At 70.6% G+C, this 15,821-nt stretch carries 18 protein-coding genes; 7 read left to right on the top strand and 11 right to left on the bottom strand.

Annotated elements, in window-relative coordinates; all coding sequences use genetic code 11:
• The 3 genes from ABWO84_RS12455 to argG all read right to left on the bottom strand — a co-directional run.
• On the bottom strand, positions 1-953 hold a 953-nt coding region (locus ABWO84_RS12455), incomplete at its 3' end, for a hypothetical protein (RefSeq protein WP_353114987.1).
• Positions 950-1,579 carry a TetR/AcrR family transcriptional regulator gene (locus ABWO84_RS12450; RefSeq protein WP_353114985.1) on the bottom strand — a complete coding sequence of 210 codons (630 nt, stop codon included), beginning with the start codon at positions 1,577-1,579 and terminating at the stop codon, positions 950-952. The genes ABWO84_RS12455 and ABWO84_RS12450, both read right to left, overlap by 4 nt.
• A gap of 274 nt (positions 1,580-1,853) precedes the next feature.
• Entirely contained in the window at positions 1,854-3,287 is a 1,434-nt protein-coding gene (gene argG / locus ABWO84_RS12445; RefSeq protein ID WP_353114983.1) for an argininosuccinate synthase, read from the bottom strand.
• A 249-nt stretch (positions 3,288-3,536) separates the two neighbouring features.
• On the opposite strand from argG, the gene ABWO84_RS12440 reads away from it, so the two are divergent.
• The 7 genes from ABWO84_RS12440 (at position 3,537) to ABWO84_RS12410 (ending at position 8,626) form a co-directional block, all read left to right on the top strand.
• A complete protein-coding gene (locus ABWO84_RS12440) occupies positions 3,537-4,205 on the top strand; it encodes a LuxR C-terminal-related transcriptional regulator (protein WP_353114981.1) in 669 nt (222 codons plus the stop codon).
• A gap of 192 nt (positions 4,206-4,397) precedes the next feature.
• Positions 4,398-4,583 (top strand): aureocin A53 family class IId bacteriocin, encoded by a 186-nt coding sequence (locus ABWO84_RS12435; RefSeq protein WP_353114979.1) that lies wholly within the window; start codon positions 4,398-4,400, stop codon positions 4,581-4,583.
• An 82-nt stretch (positions 4,584-4,665) separates the two neighbouring features.
• On the top strand, positions 4,666-5,175 hold the full coding sequence (locus ABWO84_RS12430) for a PH domain-containing protein (protein ID WP_353114977.1): 510 nt from the start codon (positions 4,666-4,668) through the stop codon (positions 5,173-5,175).
• On the top strand, positions 5,172-6,671 hold the full coding sequence (locus ABWO84_RS12425; protein ID WP_353114975.1) for a PH domain-containing protein: 1,500 nt from the start codon (positions 5,172-5,174) through the stop codon (positions 6,669-6,671). The genes ABWO84_RS12430 and ABWO84_RS12425 overlap by 4 nt, the downstream gene beginning before the upstream one ends.
• Positions 6,668-7,564, top strand: a complete 897-nt coding sequence (locus ABWO84_RS12420; protein WP_353114973.1) for an ABC transporter ATP-binding protein — start codon at positions 6,668-6,670, stop codon at positions 7,562-7,564. The genes ABWO84_RS12425 and ABWO84_RS12420 overlap by 4 nt, the downstream gene beginning before the upstream one ends.
• A complete protein-coding gene (locus ABWO84_RS12415; RefSeq protein ID WP_353114971.1) occupies positions 7,561-8,397 on the top strand; it encodes a hypothetical protein in 837 nt (278 codons plus the stop codon). The genes ABWO84_RS12420 and ABWO84_RS12415 overlap by 4 nt, the downstream gene beginning before the upstream one ends.
• A gap of 31 nt (positions 8,398-8,428) precedes the next feature.
• Positions 8,429-8,626, top strand: a complete 198-nt coding sequence (locus ABWO84_RS12410; protein ID WP_353114969.1) for a hypothetical protein — start codon at positions 8,429-8,431, stop codon at positions 8,624-8,626.
• 7 nt (positions 8,627-8,633) lie between these two features.
• Here ABWO84_RS12410 and ABWO84_RS12405 read toward each other — a convergent pair whose 3' ends face one another.
• The 8 genes from ABWO84_RS12405 to ABWO84_RS12370 form a co-directional block, all read right to left on the bottom strand.
• Positions 8,634-9,722, bottom strand: a complete 1,089-nt coding sequence (locus tag ABWO84_RS12405) for a hypothetical protein (RefSeq protein ID WP_353114967.1) — start codon at positions 9,720-9,722, stop codon at positions 8,634-8,636.
• The gene (locus ABWO84_RS12400; RefSeq protein ID WP_353114965.1) at positions 9,716-10,555 is read right to left on the bottom strand and encodes a hypothetical protein; all 840 of its coding nucleotides are present in this window, start codon (positions 10,553-10,555) and stop codon (positions 9,716-9,718) included. Before ABWO84_RS12400 ends, ABWO84_RS12405 begins: the two co-directional genes overlap by 7 nt.
• Positions 10,552-11,565 (bottom strand): vWA domain-containing protein, encoded by a 1,014-nt coding sequence (locus ABWO84_RS12395; RefSeq protein ID WP_353114963.1) that lies wholly within the window; start codon positions 11,563-11,565, stop codon positions 10,552-10,554. The genes ABWO84_RS12400 and ABWO84_RS12395 overlap by 4 nt, the downstream gene beginning before the upstream one ends.
• On the bottom strand, positions 11,562-12,545 hold the full coding sequence (locus ABWO84_RS12390; RefSeq protein ID WP_353114961.1) for a vWA domain-containing protein: 984 nt from the start codon (positions 12,543-12,545) through the stop codon (positions 11,562-11,564). The genes ABWO84_RS12395 and ABWO84_RS12390 overlap by 4 nt, the downstream gene beginning before the upstream one ends.
• On the bottom strand, positions 12,536-13,024 hold the full coding sequence (locus ABWO84_RS12385) for a hypothetical protein (RefSeq protein ID WP_353114959.1): 489 nt from the start codon (positions 13,022-13,024) through the stop codon (positions 12,536-12,538). The genes ABWO84_RS12390 and ABWO84_RS12385 overlap by 10 nt, the downstream gene beginning before the upstream one ends.
• Positions 13,011-13,895: a DUF58 domain-containing protein gene (locus ABWO84_RS12380; RefSeq protein ID WP_353114957.1), complete on the bottom strand. Its 885-nt coding sequence runs from the start codon at positions 13,893-13,895 to the stop codon at positions 13,011-13,013. The genes ABWO84_RS12385 and ABWO84_RS12380 overlap by 14 nt, the downstream gene beginning before the upstream one ends.
• Positions 13,896-13,900: 5 nt before the next feature.
• Positions 13,901-14,998, bottom strand: a complete 1,098-nt coding sequence (locus ABWO84_RS12375) for an AAA family ATPase (protein ID WP_353114955.1) — start codon at positions 14,996-14,998, stop codon at positions 13,901-13,903.
• A gap of 93 nt (positions 14,999-15,091) precedes the next feature.
• Positions 15,092-15,790 carry a Pr6Pr family membrane protein gene (locus tag ABWO84_RS12370; RefSeq protein ID WP_353114953.1) on the bottom strand — a complete coding sequence of 233 codons (699 nt, stop codon included), beginning with the start codon at positions 15,788-15,790 and terminating at the stop codon, positions 15,092-15,094.
• Positions 15,791-15,821: the final 31 nt, after the last annotated feature.

Raw genomic sequence — 15,821 nt, 5'->3', positions numbered from 1 at the left:
GTGCGCGGGGGGTCGGCCGGGTCTGGGGTTGCGGTCGTGCGCGGGGCATGTCGTCCGGAGTCGGATGCGGGCGTGTTCGCGAGGTCCGGGTCGGATGCGCCGGGAGACGTGTCGGCGTCGACATGCCCGTCCGCGTCTGCGCCGCCTGCGGGGGTCGATGCGGCGCGGGAGCCGGAGGCCGGAGCGCCGCGGGAATCCCGGATGCCGGCGGCGTCGGTCGGATCGGGAGCCTCCGACGAGGGGCGTCTTTCGTCGGCATCCGCGTCGGACGGGACCTCGGTGGCCGGGCGCGGGGCATCCGGGAGCCGGTCCGGCACGAGGGCGGCGTCGAAGCCGTCGTCGCGGGGATGGGCGCCGGCGGCGGGCATCCGTTCGATCGCGGCGGCTGCGGAGCCGCCGATGATCACGAGCATCGCGTAGCCCCGTTCGGCAAACTCGCGCGCGATCCTCGACCAGCCGTCCGGGCTGCCGCCGTGCCGGTCGGGGTGCACGAGCACGATGCCCTCCACGCCGTCGCGCAGCACGGCGAGCTCGCACAGGATGCGCACCCGGGCGAACGGATCGACGTTCCCGATCGGCACGCCGGCGATGTCGGCGAATCCGGCGCTCGCCAGCCAGCGCCGCGCGTGGACGGGGGTGGCGGGCTTCCCGGCGAACATCAGCTCCTCGCCGACCATGCCCGCGACCGCGACTCCGGGGTGCGGGTCGCTGACATCCGGGGCATCCACGAGGGCGATCCGGCGGCGCAGGCCCCTCGCATCCGCGTTGTCGTCGATCGTGACGCGTCCGGTGTCGGGCCTCATCCTTCCGGAGGCGATGAGGCCGAGCACGGCGGGGCGCTGCTCGGTCTCGGCGAGGACGAAGCGCACGTCGCCGCTCTCGTAGTGGAGCGAGGTCTCGGGGAGGGCCTGGCCCTGACGCCCTTTCGAGACGCCGTCGAGGACGATCTTCATGCGGATTCCTCCGGGGATGTCAGGAGATCGGGGTGCTCGGCCAGGAGGGCGTCCGCCGCGCGCCAGGACAGTCCGGCCACGCTCAGCAGTGTTCGCACGGCGAGGTCGGCGGCACCCGGGGAAGCGGCGTCGGTGCGAGCGACCACCGTGCGGGCGACCTCTTCGATCAGGCGGGCGAGGGTGGGCGCCGCGATGTCCTCGCGGAACTGGCCGTCGTCCTGCCCCTGCCGCACCAGGGCGGCGACGCGGCGCCGCAGCGGGGCGAGCGCCTCCGCGGTGCCTTCGACGTGCGCCTCGTCCAGGGCGAGCGCGGCGGCCACCTGCACGTGCGCGGCCTCGCGCCAGAGCAGCGCCGCGAGCCGGGCGAGGGCGACGCGGGCATCGGGGTCGTGCACCTCCTCGGCGATGCGGTTGAAGCGCTGCGCGCCGTTCGCGATCAACTCGCGGATCAGCGCATCGCGGTCGTCGAAGTGTCCGTAGAGGGTGCGCCGGGAGAGGCCGGCCGTGCGCGCGATCGCATCGACCGACGCATAGGGGTCCTCGGCGAGGGCCGAGACGGCCGCGGCCAGGATCGCGGCGTGGTTGTGCACCGCGTCCTTCCGGCGGGGCTCCTGGGAGGGCGTCATGCGTTCCAGGATAGATCTTGCACTTCAGCGTGCAAGATCCCTCGGGGCATCCTGGGCGACTTCACAGTTCCGAGTCTGTCCCGATTCGCCGACGCTGTCACGATCCGCGGACGGATCCGGGTGCTGGGCCCTGTCGGACCTTGTCCCGTTCCGCGGATGTTGTCACGTTTCGCGGGTGGATCTGCCTGGTTCGTTCGGGTTTCGGGACATGGTCTGTGGTTCGGGCGCGGGACGCGGAAGGTCCCCGCCCGTTCCGCGGAACCTACCCCCGAGCTCAGTCGGTGCCGGCGTCGAAGGCGGCCGACTCGGATGCCGCGTCGACGGCCTCCGCGAGCTCGGCATCGCCTTCGGTCTCCGAGGCCGAGATCTCTCCGGCCTCGCCCGCGGTCACCCGTCCGACGAGCTCGCCGGTCGCTCCGCCGACCAGGCCCAGCCCCGCGTACTGCTCGAGACGCGAGCGCGAGTCGGCGATGTCGAGGTTGCGCATGGTGAGCTGTCCGATGCGGTCGACCGGGCCGAACGCGGCGTCGCCGACGCGCTCCATCGAGAGCTTCTCGGGGGCGTAGGACAGGTTCGGCGACACGGTGTCGAGGATCGTCCAGTCATCGCCGCGGCGCAGGCGCAGCGTCACCGAGCCGGAGATCGTCGACCCGACCCAGCGCTGGATCGACTCGCGCAGCATCAGCGACTGGGGCTCGAGCCAGCGGCCCTCGTACATCAGCCGTCCGAGGCGCCGGCCCTGCTCGTGGTAGGTGGCGAGGGTGTCCTCGTTGAGGATGCCGTTGACGAGGCGCTCGTAGGCGATGAAGAGCAGCGCCATGCCCGGCGCCTCGTAGATGCCGCGGGACTTCGCCTCGATGATGCGGTTCTCGATCTGGTCGCTCATGCCCAGGCCGTGGCGTCCGCCGATCCTGTTGGCCTCGTCCACCAGGGCGACCGGGTCGCGGAACTCGGTGCCGTTGATCGCCACCGGCCGGCCGCCCTCGAACGTGACGGTGACGTCCTCCGTCGCGATGGCGACCGAGTCGTCCCAGTACTTCACGCCCATGATCGGGTCGACCGTCTCGAGGGAGACGTCGAGGTGCTCCAGGGTCTTCGCCTCGTGCGTGGCGCCCCAGATGTTGGCGTCGGTCGAGTAGGCCTTCTCCGCGGAGTCGCGGTAGGGGAAGCCGTGCGCGACCAGCCACTCGCTCATCTCCTGGCGCCCGCCGAGCTCGGTGACGAAGTCGGCGTCGAGCCAGGGCTTGTAGATGCGCAGGCGGGGGTTCGCGAGCAGGCCGTAGCGGTAGAACCGCTCGATGTCGTTGCCCTTGTAGGTGGAGCCGTCGCCCCAGATGTCGACGCCGTCCTCCTTCATCGCGCGCACCAGCAGCGTGCCGGTGACGGCGCGGCCGAGCGGCGTGGTGTTGAAGTAGGTCTTGCCGCCGGAGCGGATGTGGAACGCGCCGCAGGAGAGGGCGACGAAGCCCTCCTCGACCAGGGCGGTCTTGCAGTCGATCAGGCGCGACTTCTCGGCGCCGTACTCGAGGGCGCGGCCGGGGATCGACTCGATGTCGTCCTCGTCGTACTGTCCGAGGTCGCCGGTATACGTGTACGGCACGGCGCCCTTGTCGCGCATCCACGCGACGGCGACGGAGGTGTCGAGACCACCGGAGAACGCGATGCCGACGCGCTCGCCGACCGGGAGGGACTGCAGGACCTTGGACATGCGCTCAAGTCTATCGGCGGGTCGAGGCCCTTCGATTCCCCGTGAAAGCGCGGAAACGCACCCCCGGAGGCCCCTTCCGATGCACTTCTGAGCTCCGCTCCGGATTCGTCGGACGAGGGGTTGTGGATAACTCCGGTGCGAGAGTGCCCGGGTACTAGTGTCCTGAACACGGACGCACCGAACGGCGGGCGTCCCGGATCGGAGAGACGGCGAGCGCGGGGGTGCGGCTCGACGTCGTCGGGAGTGCACATGGCTCGGGATACAGCGGTGACGGCGGTGCTGGTCGTGTCCGGGGAGACGCTGATCGCGTCGGCCGTCTCGAATCTGCTCAGTGCCGACCCGCAGCTCCGCGTCTCGCGCCTCCTCGTGTCCGGTGACGGATGGGACGAGGTCGTCAAGGAGAGCGTGCGGATGAGGCCCGCCGCGCTCGTGCTCGTCGCCGCCGATGCCGAGGGGATGACCGCGGTCGTGCGGCGGCTGGTCCAGGAGGGTCTCCGCGTGGTCGTGATGTCGGCGTCGACGGGGTATCCCGCGACGGCCGCCGCCTTCCGCTCCGGAGCCGACGCGGTGCTCGGCGGCGAGCTGGATCCGGATGAGCTGCGCAGGGCGGTGCACGAGGTCGTCGCCGGGCATCCCTTCGTGTCGCGCGGAGTTCTGAGGGGCGCGGTCTCGCACGTGCAGGGAGATGTGGCGGAGGAGCGCGCGGACGGATGGCGGGACGTGCTGGCGCCACGCGAACGTGAGATCGTCCGCCTGCTCGTGCGGGGCTGCTCCAACCGGGAGATCGCCGCGTCGCTGCATCTGTCCGAGGCCACCGTGAAGGTGCATCTCGGCCGGGTGATGGAGAAGTGGATGGTGCGCGACCGCTTGCAGGTCGCCCTCCGCGCCCTCGGGGTCGACGGCGGGGTGCGGCGTTGAGGTCTCGCTCCGTTCGGGTACGACGAATGTCGGATATCGGCATCGACAATTGGACAAATGCATATCTATTTGGATATGAGAAATCGACGAAAGGCGTATTCCCGGCGAATTCCTCGCTCCTTAGCGTGAATTCCTGCCGCATTCCCGCCCGGGAAATGCGGATCGGATCATCACGTTCAAAGGGGAATGCACATGGGTGCTGTTCTGAGGTTCATCGCGTGGGTGCTCGGTCAGGTGTGGCGATGGGGTGTGCGGGTGGTCAATCGCGTGGTCGCGTGGGCGCGCAACAACTGGAAGCAGGTGTTGAAGTGGCTCGAGCGGGGCGTCTCGTTCGCGTCGATCATCCAGTGGATCCTGCAGCTGCTGGGGCTGGCGTAGGGAAGGATCCGCAGGAGGGAGGCGACCCCCGGAGGGGCCACCTCCCTCCGCACCCTTCGGTGAGAGCGGGGAGGGGGAACCCATGCCGATGGTGAGCGAGGGCGCGGAGACGCGCGGGGGTCCCTATGCGCGTGCGCTACCGCCGAGCGCGCTTCGATATCTCCGCGTGCGGTCCCTCATCGAATTGCTGGTCGCCGTGTCCGCGGTCGCGCTGATCGCATTCTGGATCGTGCCCGAGGAATGGCGCCTGCCGTCCCTGTGCGCGGTCTCGTTCCTCGCGATCGTCGGCGCGGCCGTCGAACTCCCCTTCGTCGATCGGCGCATCGTCGAGAACACCTCCTACGAGGTCGCCGACGGGGCCGTGCGGATCCGACGGGGCGTGCTGATCCGCCGCGACCTGGTGATCTCCACCGCGCAGATCCTGAACGTGTCGATCGTGCGGGGTCCGCTGCTGCGTCGGTTCGGGCTCGCCAAGGTCTCGTTCGCGACCATCGCCCACTCCGACGACCTCGGTCCGGTCTCACCTCCCGAGGCGGAGCGGATCCGGCAGCGGGTGCTGGCGGTCTTCGCGCCGGAACCGGAGGGCCGATGAACGGGCTCGCACTCGACCGCCTGCCGCTGCGCAGTGTGCTGGCCGCCGAGCTCCACGGCGCACCGGCGCTCGGTGGGCTGGCGCTCGCCGCCGTCGTGCTGTCGACGAGTCCCGCCGGCGTCTTCGGTGCGGTCGCGCTGCCGCTGATCGGCGTGCTGGCGTTCGTGCGGCTCGTCCATCCGGTGGTCGAGTTCGCGACGTTCCGGTACCGCGTCCTCGGCGGCGAGCTGCACGTCGAGAAGGGGATCTGGGTGCGGCGCCGCACGGTCGTGCTCCGCGGTCGCATCGTCGCGTGCGAACGGCTCACCCCCTGGTCGTACCGGCTGCTCGGGCTGTCCGTGGTGACACTGCACACCGGCGGCGAGGGCACCGATGAGGGGCGCATCGAGCTGACCGGTGTGGACGATGACGCGGCCGGACGCCTCGCCGCCTTCTCGCGCACGGTCGGCCCGCCGGCCCTGGACGACGGCGACGTCGTTCCCACGCCGCCGACGAAGGATCCTGATGACGAGCAGGCGGTCTATCGTGCGACGGCTGCGCAGCTGCTGCTCGCCGGGGCGGCGCAAGGCCAGATCGTCGTCCTCGGGGCCGCGGCGGCCTTCGGCGTCATCGACGATCTCGAGTCCCTGGGGATCTGGCGCGCGGAGGCACCGGGCTCGGGGATCTGGCTCGCGCCGCTGCTGGTTCCGGTCGCGCTCGTCGCCGGCACCCTTCTCACACTCGTCCGCTTCCACGGGTTCACGGTGATCCGCCGCGGTGGTGAGGTGATCGTGCGCCATGGACTGATCGAGCGTCGTGAACGCGTGCTGGTCCCCTCGGCGATCGTGGGCATCCGCGCGCATCGGAACGCGATCGAGATGGTGCTCGACCGTGTTCGGGTCCAGCTTCTCTCGCAGGAGACCTCGACGGTCGGCGCGGGGAACGTCATCCTCCCCTCCCTGCCGCGCTCTGCGGTGCGCGAGGCGCTCTCGGCTCTCGGGCTCGACCTCCCGGCCCCGCCGCTGCTGTCCGAGCCTGGTCTGCGGGCGGCGGTCCGGGCGGCGGTCGTCGCCTGCGCGATCGTGGGGCCCGCGACCGCATCCGTCCTCGTCGTCTCCGCGCCGCTGCGTCTCCCCGCCGTCGTGAGCGTACTCGGCGTCCTGCTGCTCTCTGCGATGCTCCTCTCCGCCGCGCGGCTCTTCTCCCGCCGGATCGCCTTCGTCGACGGTCTCGTGCACGCCCGGGAGAGCCACGTGTTCGATCGGGCGGATGTCGTGAGGATCACGGCCGTCCACCAGGTGTCGGCGGCATCGTGCGCCGGGATCCGTGCCCGGATCGTCGGCGTCCGGTACTTCGCCGGCGTTCCCAGGGCGTTCCTCGCGATGCAGCGTTCGACGGCGGTCGCCTCCGGCGTGGCGAGTGCCCTGGAGACGGTCGCCCCGGACATCGCACGCCGCCGGAGGCGCGAGGGGCGCGTCGGGATGACGCACCCGCAGACGAGAGGAGAGCCCACATGATCGAAGTCGCGAACGTGTTCAAGTCGTTCGGTGCGGCATTCGCGGTGAAAGACGTGTCCTTCACCGCGCCGGCGGGCGCGATCACCGCGTTCGTCGGCCCCAACGGCGCGGGGAAGTCCACCGTGCTCAGGATGATCGCGGGCCTGGCGTCGCCGGATCGCGGGCGGGTGCTCGTCGAGGGGAGGCCCTATGCGGAAGCCGCCGATCCGGCGGGGACGATGGGCGTCTTCCTGTCGGCCGAGTCGATTCCCGATCGGATGACCGCGCTCGACTACCTCGTCTACGCGGCGCGGCTGCAGGGCCGTTCGGCCCGGGAAGCGCGATCGGCACTGTCGCTCGTCGGCCTGGACGGCGCCGAGCAGGTGCGCGTGCGTCGCATGTCGCTGGGGATGCGCCAGCGGCTGGGGATCGCGGTCACCGGTCTCGGAGACCCTCGGATCCTGCTGCTCGACGAGCCCTCCAACGGGCTCGATCCGGCCGGTGTGCAGTGGTTCCGCGAGTACATCACCCATCAGGCAGGGAGGGGTGCCGCCGTGCTGCTGTCCTCGCACCACATGGCGGAACTCGCCCTGGTCGCGCACCGGGTGGTGATGATCGAGGCGGGGCGGATCGTTACCGAGGGCACCGTGTCGGACTTCGTCGCCACCGAGCAGAACCCGTCGGTGTTCGTCCGCGCCGTCGACACGATCTCCCTCAGGGCCGCGCTCATCCGTCACGGACTCCGGTGCGAGGAGTTCGACGACGGAATGCTCGTGCACGACGTCTCCCCGCAGGAGGTGGGGCGCATCGCCTTCGAGGAGTCCGCGGGCCTTCGGCATCTCACCGTGCGCGAGCGCTCCATCGAGCAGACCTACTTCGAGAGACTCGCCCCCACGGCGGGAGGAGCGGAATGACCGTCACGCAGATCACGCAGCAGCCGATGAAGCCCACGCGCAGACATCTCCGCAGCCAGACCGTCGGCCAGGTCGTCTCTGCGGAGGTGTTCCGGCTCCGCAGGGCCGGCGGCATGCTCGGCGGGCTCGTCGTCGCCGTGAGCGTGGGGATCGCCGCGGGATCGGTCGCGCTCATCGTGCTGCTCCTGATGGCGCAGGACGTCGCCCCGGTGCTGATGACCACGCCCCTGGAGCTCAGCGCAACGGCGGCGATGATGGTCGTGTCGCTCGTCACGGCATCAGCCTCGGCACGGGATGCCTCTGGGCAGACGGCTGTCGCGCTCGCGCTCGTGCCCCGGCGCGGACGCTATTGGCTCGGACGCTCGATCGCCGGCGTCCTCCTCTCCGTCGTCTCCGTGCTCGCGGCATGCGGACCGGTGCTCGCGGCGTGTGCTGTGTTCGGCACCGGTGGGCGGTACCTCGGTGCAGGCTTCGCCGTGGTGCTCTGCGCGGCGCTCGCTTCGGCCTTCCTCGGGATCTTCGCCACCGGGGCGGGGGCTCTGACGCGTTCGCCGGCGCTCGCGATCCTCGTCCTCCTCGGCGCGCTGGTGCTGGTGCCGGTCGCGGCGAGCATCGTGGCCGAGCTGCTGCCGCGGCTGATCGGCGCAGTGATCTCGGGCGTCTCCTCCGCGATGCCGGGGAATCTGGCGATGGATGCCGTCGCGATCTCCACCATCCCGGCCCGCGGTGTCGAGCGGATCCTGATCGGGCAGCTCGGGCTCATGGCATGGGCGGCGGCCGCCGCCGCGGTCTCGTGGCGGATCTTCGGACGGCGAGACGCTCCGGCGAGCTGACCGGTGGGAGAGAGAAGAAGGAGGCGGACACATGACATCCGATGAAGACGGCACACGGCGCCGGAGGCGCGCCGAACGATCCTCGACCGCAGCGCTGTTCCTCACCGTGCTGCTCGTGGGCATCGCCGTGGCGCTGTGGACCGACCTGAGCTTCGTGGCACGGGTGGCGATCGCCGGAGGCGCCGGCATCATCGCCGCCGCAGTGACCTACGCGATCGTCAAGCGCTGACCCGCTCTCAGAACCCCGAGTACTCCTGGATGCGCTTCTCGAACTCGGCCCGGTCCTTCTCGCTGAGCACCTGGCGGGCGATGATGAACAGCTGCACGCCCTCCAGGGGCTCGCCGGTGTCGGCGTTCTTCGCCTCGCGGTCGGTGCGGAACTCGCCGGTGGGATCCTTCGACAGGTCGAAGATGTCCGCATAGAACCGCAACGGGTCGGGGTAGGCGTCGCCGTACCACTCCCAGGTGTGCTGCGTCCCGGGGTCCGCCGAGCCGTACAGCTTGGCGATCATGTCGTCGGAGATGCCGGTGCCGGGCTCGTTGAGCGCGTAGAGCCCGGACATCCCGCGCGAGGCGAGGACGTTGTCGATGACCGACATGATCTGCCTCTTGCGCGCGTTGTCCCGCACCGGCTCGGCGGTCGTCCAGGTCTCGGAGCCGTACTGCTGCAGCATCGACTCCCCGCCGTAGCCGTTGCGCTCATTGCGAGTGCCGGAGGCCCCGGACTTCACCCAGGTGTAGCCGAACCGCTCCGTGAGGCGCGCACGGATCTCGGCCATCAGGGCCTCTCCATCCGCCTGCACCTTCTCCAGCGAGGGCTGCGAGAGCACGCTCTGGTTGGAGGTGCCCTTGACTCCCGGATAGGCCTCGGCATGCCGCTGCTTGTCGCTCTTCACGCCCTTGTAGCTCTGCGTCGCCGAGGCCTGCAGGGCACCGAGCGCTCCGACGGTCGCGACGTTGAACAGCAGGGCGATCACGAGGGCGACAGCGCCCAGCATCCGTCCGCGCGCGGTGAAGAGGCTCGTCACGATGGCGGCGAGCAGCACCAGCTGCAGCACGATCATCGTGACCGAGTAGATCGCCGAGGCGCCGCCGAGCAGCATCCCCAGCAGGATGAGCGCGAACAGGACCGACGCGATCAGCACGATCAGACCGAACGGTCCGGAACGCTGCTTCGGCGTCTCCGCCTCGGCCGTCACGGCGGCCGCCGCGCTCGGGAGACCCGGCGTCTGCTGCCGGCGTGCCCCGTGATAGCCGCCCGGCGGGGGTACCGGGGGAGCCCCCGCGTCGGTCGGCACGTAGCGGGTCCGCTGCGGTTCTACCATGGCTTCTCCGCCCCGCCTCCGCCGCCGTCCTGGCCGCCGTTGCCTCCGCCCCCGAGCTGGTCCTCGCGCTCCTGAGCGCCCTCGCCGAGCTTCTTCTCCACGTCGTCGAGCTTCTCCTGCGACGGCTGCCCCTCGTCGGGCTTCGGCTCCCCATCGCCCTTGCCCTGGTCGGGCTTCTGCTGCTGGTCCTCCTGCTGCGACTGCTGCTGCTTCTGCTGCTGCCGGTCCTTCGCGTCCTTGAGCGTGTTGCTCATGTCGCGGTTCTGGTCGGGCGACTGGTCCTGGGCCTCGTCGCTGCTGCACTCCTTCGGCGTGCCGACCGTGATCTCGAGGGCCTCGCCGAACAGCTGAGCGGCCTTCGCCGCGTCGCCGTCGGCCTGGGCGGCGTCGCCCATCCGCTCGATGACGAGCGACAGGTTGATGCGTACCGCGCACACCTCGAGCCCCTGTGCGAGGTCGAGGGCCTCCTCGAGCTTCGCGCGCGCCTCCGGGAGCCTCTCCGCACCGGCGAGAGCGGTGCCCACGTCGTAGGGCGCCTTGTAGCGCTCGAAGGCGTTCCACCATTCCTGCCCGCGCGCCGCGGACTCGGACGCCGCGTACTCCCCGACCACGTAGGAGCTGATCGACTGGTGCGCGAAGGCGTACATGCTCAGGAGCTTGCCCACGAAGACGAGCGCGAACAGCGTCACCGGCAGCGTGCCGATCGCGATCCACCGCCGGATGCGACGTCGACGCCGATTCGCGGCGATCAGCGCCGCGGCGGCATCGGCCTGACCGGTCGGGGACTGTCCGGCATCGGCGCGCGGGGGCGCGGTGTCCACGGGGGCGCTCATCGCCCGCCTCCCTCGGCGGCCGGGTCGACGTCGGGGCGGGCACTGAGTCCCCGCATCCGGGCGACCAGCATCGTGGCGCGGCTCAGCTCGACGCAGAGCAGCGCGAGCAGCACGAGGGCGAATATCCAGTACAGCTCGATCACGTTGCCGACCTCCCCCGATGCGGCGTAGTCGGTGGTGGACGCCGGGGCGTCGGGCAGCTTCGGCGCGGCGTCGGCGGCGCGGTGCTCGTACTCGACCCCCAGCTCCTTGGCGATCGTGCCGAGGTTCTTCTCGTCGATCACCGAACGGGCCGGCTGCCCCTGGTACTCGATGTAGCCGTCGTCGGAGGAGCCCGTGCCGGAGGTGATCCGCATCGGCCCGCCCTCTGTGGTGCCGTAGCCGAGCACGGCGCCCGCATCGACGTACTTCGCGCTCGAGCCGAACGACTCCGGGGAGCTCGAGGCGGTCTGCTCCCCGTCGCCGAAGTAGAAGACCATGCGCGAACGGTCGGGAGCGGCCTTCGCGGCGGACTGCAGGGTCTTGGCGAGCAGCGTGTTCGCGACGCCGATCGAGCTCCCGCGCGACTGGGTCGTCACTTCGGGACGCAGCACGTCGAGCGAGGACATCAGCGCCGTCGCATCCGTGGTGAGGGGCAGGCGCAGCTGAGCGTTCGCATCGAAGGTGATCAGAGCGAACCGCGCTCCGGGGTATCGGTCGACGATCTTCTGCACATCCTCGCGCACACCCTCCAGGCGCTGCTCCTTGCCGTTCCAGTCCTCGGCGACGATGCTCGCGGTCGTATCGACGACGAGCACCACGTCGGTGTCGGTGGCGAGGGTCTGCGAGGTCCCGCCGGGGACGCCCGGTCGCAGCAGCATCGCGAACAGCACCACCAGCATGAGCAGGCGGAGGCCCCACAGCCAGCGGTGCGGGGGCACGCGCTTGACGAGCGCGAGCACGAGGCCGATCGCGACCGGGGCGCAGAGCAGCACCAGGAGCAGCGGATGCAGCACGGGCTGGAAGATCATAGGCGCACTCTCCACAGCAGCACGAGGAACCCGAGGGCGCCGACCAGCAGCACGGCGACCCACAGCGCGGGGGAGTCGACCCACACGACCTGGGTCTGCCCGCGCAGCGCCGTCGCCTGCTGCTTCTGGATCTCGCTGATGATGTCGCCGACGGTGGTCGTGGCGCGCAGCGCATACGACTGCCCGCCCGTCGTCTGGGCCGCCTTCGAGAGGCCGATGCTGGTCTCCGCCTTCGGATCGCCCACGGGGTCCAGCGCGAACACCTTCACCTTCTTGCCCCGGGAATAGGCCGCGGCCTCGTCGAGGGTGACGATCTGCGCGCCGTTGACCTCGTTGTCCGTCGCCAGGATCACCGATCGCGAGCGATCGTCGTCGAGGTGGTCGAAGCGCATCGCGCAGGAGGCGAGGCCGTCGCCGATGAGCGAGGCGCCGGGGCCGTTCAGAGTGCCCACCCAGTGCTCGGGCGTGTCCGTCTGGTAGTCGAAGCCCTTGCGCAGCTCGGAGAGCTGCTGCCGGATGAACGCGTAGTCGTCGGTGAGGGGGAAGACCTGCACGGGCGAGCTGTTGAAGATCGTCAGTCCGATCCGCTCCCCCTTGAACCCGTCGAGCAGCTTGTCGAACACGTCGATCACCTCGCGGTCGACGTCGATCATCGAGCCGGAGACGTCGAGGCAGAGCACGATGTCGCGGCTGGAGTTCACCGGCTGGATCGTCTGCGACGCCATCGGACGCGCGGCGACGACCCCCGCGAGCAGCGCCGCGATCACACCGAGCCCGAGGATGCCGGAGAGCGCCACCATCCGCCGACGCACGGCGCTGCGGAAGGACGGGAGCCGCCGCAGCCGCTCCGCGCGCGAGACCAGCGCGCTCTCGCCCTCCCCGGTGCGCGTGCGGCGCAGGCCCACGACCAAGCCGATCGCGACCGCGATGAGCACTGCGCCGACGGCGACGAGGATGATCCAGGGATGGGCTAGTGCCACGACGTCACCACCTTGCGGGCGGCCTCGGCGCCGTAGGCGGGGTCGATGGCCGGCCCCCGCTGGAAGACGCTCGGGTAGTAGTGGCGCCGGATCGCGTCGACGAGCGCCGGATGCACGCCGCGCTCCACGAGGTCGTCGAGGGAGAGCACCGGGGCCTCGAGCCCGGAGTACTCGTTCACGAAGGAGCGCACGGTGCGGCTGAGCTCGAGGTTGGCCTGCCGGGGGCTCATATTCCGGGATCGGTATGCGTCTTCGATCCGCTGGATCTGCCCGAGGTAGTCGCTGCGCAGCCCGTCGAGAACGTCCACGAAGAGCGGAGCGGCCGCCGCGCCGCCGGCGAGCGTGAGACGGCGCTTCGGGCGGGTGAGCACGATCACCAGCCAGGCGCCGAGAGCGAGGGCGGCCAGCACGCCGATGGCCAGCAGCAGCCAGCCCCAGCCGTACTGCGCGGGCGGATAGAGGTCGTCAGAGGCGGGCATGCGACCTCCGGTTCAGCATCTGCAGCAGCGCCGGCACCGCGGAGTCCTGACCGTCCAGCTCGGCGTGGCTGATCTCCATCCGCCGCAGCAGCTCATCGCGCCGCGCGGTGTCCGCGGCCTCCTGCGCGGCGAGCTCCTGCATCACCGCGGCGTCACCGTGCACGAAGTCCGGCACCAGCCAGCGGCTGTCCACGTCGCGCCGGGCCGCCGTCGCCCCGTCGAGCACCGGGTCGGCGTCTCGCAGCGTGAGCCACAGCACATCGTGCTGCACGGTCAGACGGCGCAGCATCCGCTCGGTCTCGTCGGTCACCGGCTGCTCGTCGGTGACCACGACCACGATCATCCTCTTGGCGATGGTCCGGGCGACGTAGCCGAGCAGCGCATCGCGGGCGTTCGGCGCGGTGCTCGCCGTCGCCGCCTCCTGTATGCGCCGGAGGGCATGTTCGAGGCCGCCCTCCGTGCCGGTCGGGGCGATGCGCCGGATCTCCGATGCGTCCCCGTACACCACCGAGACGTCGTCGCCGTGCCGCACCGCCAGGAAGCCCAGTGCGCCGGTGGCGATCACCGCGAGGTCGGCCTTGGCACGCTCGTCGTGCGCGAGCGCGGTCATCCCTCGTCCCGTGTCGACCACGAACAGCACCGTGTGCATCCGCGTGGCCCTGGTGCGCTTCACCAGCGGCTCGCCCTGCTTGGCCGTCGCCTTCCAGTCGATGTCGCGCACCTGATCGCCGTACTCGTACGGCCGCAGGTCCTCGAAGTCGAGGCTCCGCCCGCGCAGCAGCGACGCGTAGGCGCCGTCGAGCGCATGCATCGACTTCTTCGAGGCGTGGATGAAGAGCTTCGCTCTCACCTGCGTGATCAGGCTGGCCATGGCGGTCAGGGGGTCGGCACCGCGGCGAAGATCTGGTCGATGATCTCCTCGCTGCGCACGCCCTCGGCGTCCGCCTCGAAGGTGAGGAGCACGCGGTGGCGCAGCACGAGGTGGCGGAGGTTGCGGACGTCCTCGGGGAGCACGTGCCCGCGGCCGTTGAGCAGCGCGAGCGCACGCGACGCCTGCAGGAACGCGATGCTGGCGCGGGGGCTCGCACCGTACTTGATGTACCGGGCGCGCTCCTCGCCGATGTACGGCGCGGGATTGCGGGTGACGTAGGCCAGCTGCACGATGTAGTTGCGGATCGCCGGGTCGACGTAGATGCGGGAGGAGACGTCCTGCAGCATCTTCACGTCGTCGATGCCGATCGCGCCGGGAACGTGGCGGTCGGGGTCGAGCATGCCGGAGTCGATGCGCCCGAGGATCTCGAACTCCTCGGCGGGGCTCGGGTACTCGACGATCTCCTTCAGCAGGAAGCGGTCCATCTGGGCCTCGGGCAGCTCGTACGTGCCCTCCTGCTCGATCGGGTTCTGCGTGGCGATCACGAGGAAGGGCTTCGGCAGCGGGTGCACCTCGCCGCCGATCGTGGTCTGGCGCTCCTGCATCGCCTCGAGCATCGCGCTCTGCGTCTTCGCGCTGGAGCGGTTGATCTCGTCGAGGAGCACGAAGTTCGCGTGCACCGGCCCGAGCACGGTGCGGAACGTGCCCGAGGACGCGTCGTAGATCTGGTTGCCGGTGATGTCGCTCGGCAGCAGGTCGGGAGTGCACTGGATGCGCTTGAAGCTCGCCCGCACGGTGTCGGCGAGCGTGCTCGCCGCGGTGGTCTTGGCGAGTCCCGGCACACTCTCCAGCAGGATGTGGCCGCCCGCGATCAGGGCGATCAGCAAGCTGGTGCGCAGGCGCTCCTGGCCCACCATCTTGGTCGCGTAGGAATCGGAGATGACGGTGATGATCTCGCCGGCACGCGCGATGTCGGCGGGGCTCGCCTCCTCGCGCTTCTCCGATGCCGGGCGCGACGCGGGCGCGGACGCCGGAGCGGCCGGTGCGGGCGGAGGCGGGGGCGCGGTGGGCATGCCCTGCGGTGCGGGGAAGGACTCGGTCATCGTCTGTCTCCTCATGGCGAGGGGGCGCACGGCATCCGCCGATCCCCCGTAACAGGGTAACCGGGGCGGACGGAAGCCGAGACGGCGAGGGACTCAGGCGGCGGAGACCACGGGTCGCACGGACCTCTTCCGCCCGACCGCCAGCACGCCCGTCGCGACGACGAGGATCGCGACGGCGATCCCGACGACGTAGAGCGAGACACCGCCGTATCCCCCGACGTTCGCGGGGTCGAGGAACGGATACGGATACCAGGACGGGGCTCCCGTCGCGGGTGCCGTGATGAGCGGGGCGCGCAGCATCGTGTAGACGACCCAGACGATCGGGAAGGCGACGACGATCCACAGCGTCGACCACGGCAGACGTCGGCGCTGCGGGGCGAAGAGGACGTCCGCGAGGAGGAACAGGGGCGCCACGACGTGCAGCACCTCGTTCGACCACCAGACCGTCGAGCCCTGATCGAGCGGGATGCCGCGCAGGAGGATGTTGTAGACGATGCCGGTGGTGATCATGTACGTCGCGACGCAGGCGAACAGCACGGACAGCCAGCGGGGCTCGGCGCCGTGACGGTGGCGCAGCAGCCAGACGCCGCCGAGCGCGAGCGCGACGACCGCCCCCACGTTCGAGAGGATCGTGAAGAAGCTGAAGAAGTTGGCGACGACGGTCGGCAGGTGGGCGGCCCAGGAGTCCGGGGCGTGCAGCGCGCGTTCGAGGGTGCGGATCAACTGCGCGATGATCGCGGCGGCGGTGAGCGCGGCGGCGGCGAGTCGGGCGGGGGCCCACCATGACGTCATGGGGAGACTCTAGCGACGGGGAGGCCTCCGA

Origin of the sequence: Microbacterium sp. (assembly GCF_040394595.1) — a bacterium.
Taxonomy (GTDB): Bacteria; Actinomycetota; Actinomycetes; order Actinomycetales; family Microbacteriaceae; genus Microbacterium.
The sequence above is the reverse complement of the archived record's forward strand: the minus strand, read 5'-3'. Positions and strand labels throughout refer to the sequence as shown.

Excerpts from the sequence above, each read along its gene's own strand:
- ABWO84_RS12450 (WP_353114985.1), bottom strand. The coding sequence starts at position 1,579 with ATGACGCCCTCCCAGGAGCCCCGCCGGAAGGACGCGGTGCACAACCAC.
- argG (WP_353114983.1), bottom strand. The coding sequence starts at position 3,287 with ATGTCCAAGGTCCTGCAGTCCCTCCCGGTCGGCGAGCGCGTCGGCATC.
- ABWO84_RS12440 (WP_353114981.1), top strand. The coding sequence starts at position 3,537 with ATGGCTCGGGATACAGCGGTGACGGCGGTGCTGGTCGTGTCCGGGGAG.
- ABWO84_RS12435 (WP_353114979.1), top strand. The coding sequence starts at position 4,398 with ATGGGTGCTGTTCTGAGGTTCATCGCGTGGGTGCTCGGTCAGGTGTGG.
- ABWO84_RS12430 (WP_353114977.1), top strand. The coding sequence starts at position 4,666 with ATGCCGATGGTGAGCGAGGGCGCGGAGACGCGCGGGGGTCCCTATGCG.
- ABWO84_RS12425 (WP_353114975.1), top strand. The coding sequence starts at position 5,172 with ATGAACGGGCTCGCACTCGACCGCCTGCCGCTGCGCAGTGTGCTGGCC.
- ABWO84_RS12420 (WP_353114973.1), top strand. The coding sequence starts at position 6,668 with ATGATCGAAGTCGCGAACGTGTTCAAGTCGTTCGGTGCGGCATTCGCG.
- ABWO84_RS12415 (WP_353114971.1), top strand. The coding sequence starts at position 7,561 with ATGACCGTCACGCAGATCACGCAGCAGCCGATGAAGCCCACGCGCAGA.
- ABWO84_RS12410 (WP_353114969.1), top strand. The coding sequence starts at position 8,429 with ATGACATCCGATGAAGACGGCACACGGCGCCGGAGGCGCGCCGAACGA.
- ABWO84_RS12405 (WP_353114967.1), bottom strand. The coding sequence starts at position 9,722 with ATGGTAGAACCGCAGCGGACCCGCTACGTGCCGACCGACGCGGGGGCT.
- ABWO84_RS12400 (WP_353114965.1), bottom strand. The coding sequence starts at position 10,555 with ATGAGCGCCCCCGTGGACACCGCGCCCCCGCGCGCCGATGCCGGACAG.
- ABWO84_RS12395 (WP_353114963.1), bottom strand. The coding sequence starts at position 11,565 with ATGATCTTCCAGCCCGTGCTGCATCCGCTGCTCCTGGTGCTGCTCTGC.
- ABWO84_RS12385 (WP_353114959.1), bottom strand. The coding sequence starts at position 13,024 with ATGCCCGCCTCTGACGACCTCTATCCGCCCGCGCAGTACGGCTGGGGC.
- ABWO84_RS12380 (WP_353114957.1), bottom strand. The coding sequence starts at position 13,895 with ATGGCCAGCCTGATCACGCAGGTGAGAGCGAAGCTCTTCATCCACGCC.
- ABWO84_RS12375 (WP_353114955.1), bottom strand. The coding sequence starts at position 14,998 with ATGACCGAGTCCTTCCCCGCACCGCAGGGCATGCCCACCGCGCCCCCG.
- ABWO84_RS12370 (WP_353114953.1), bottom strand. The coding sequence starts at position 15,790 with ATGACGTCATGGTGGGCCCCCGCCCGACTCGCCGCCGCCGCGCTCACC.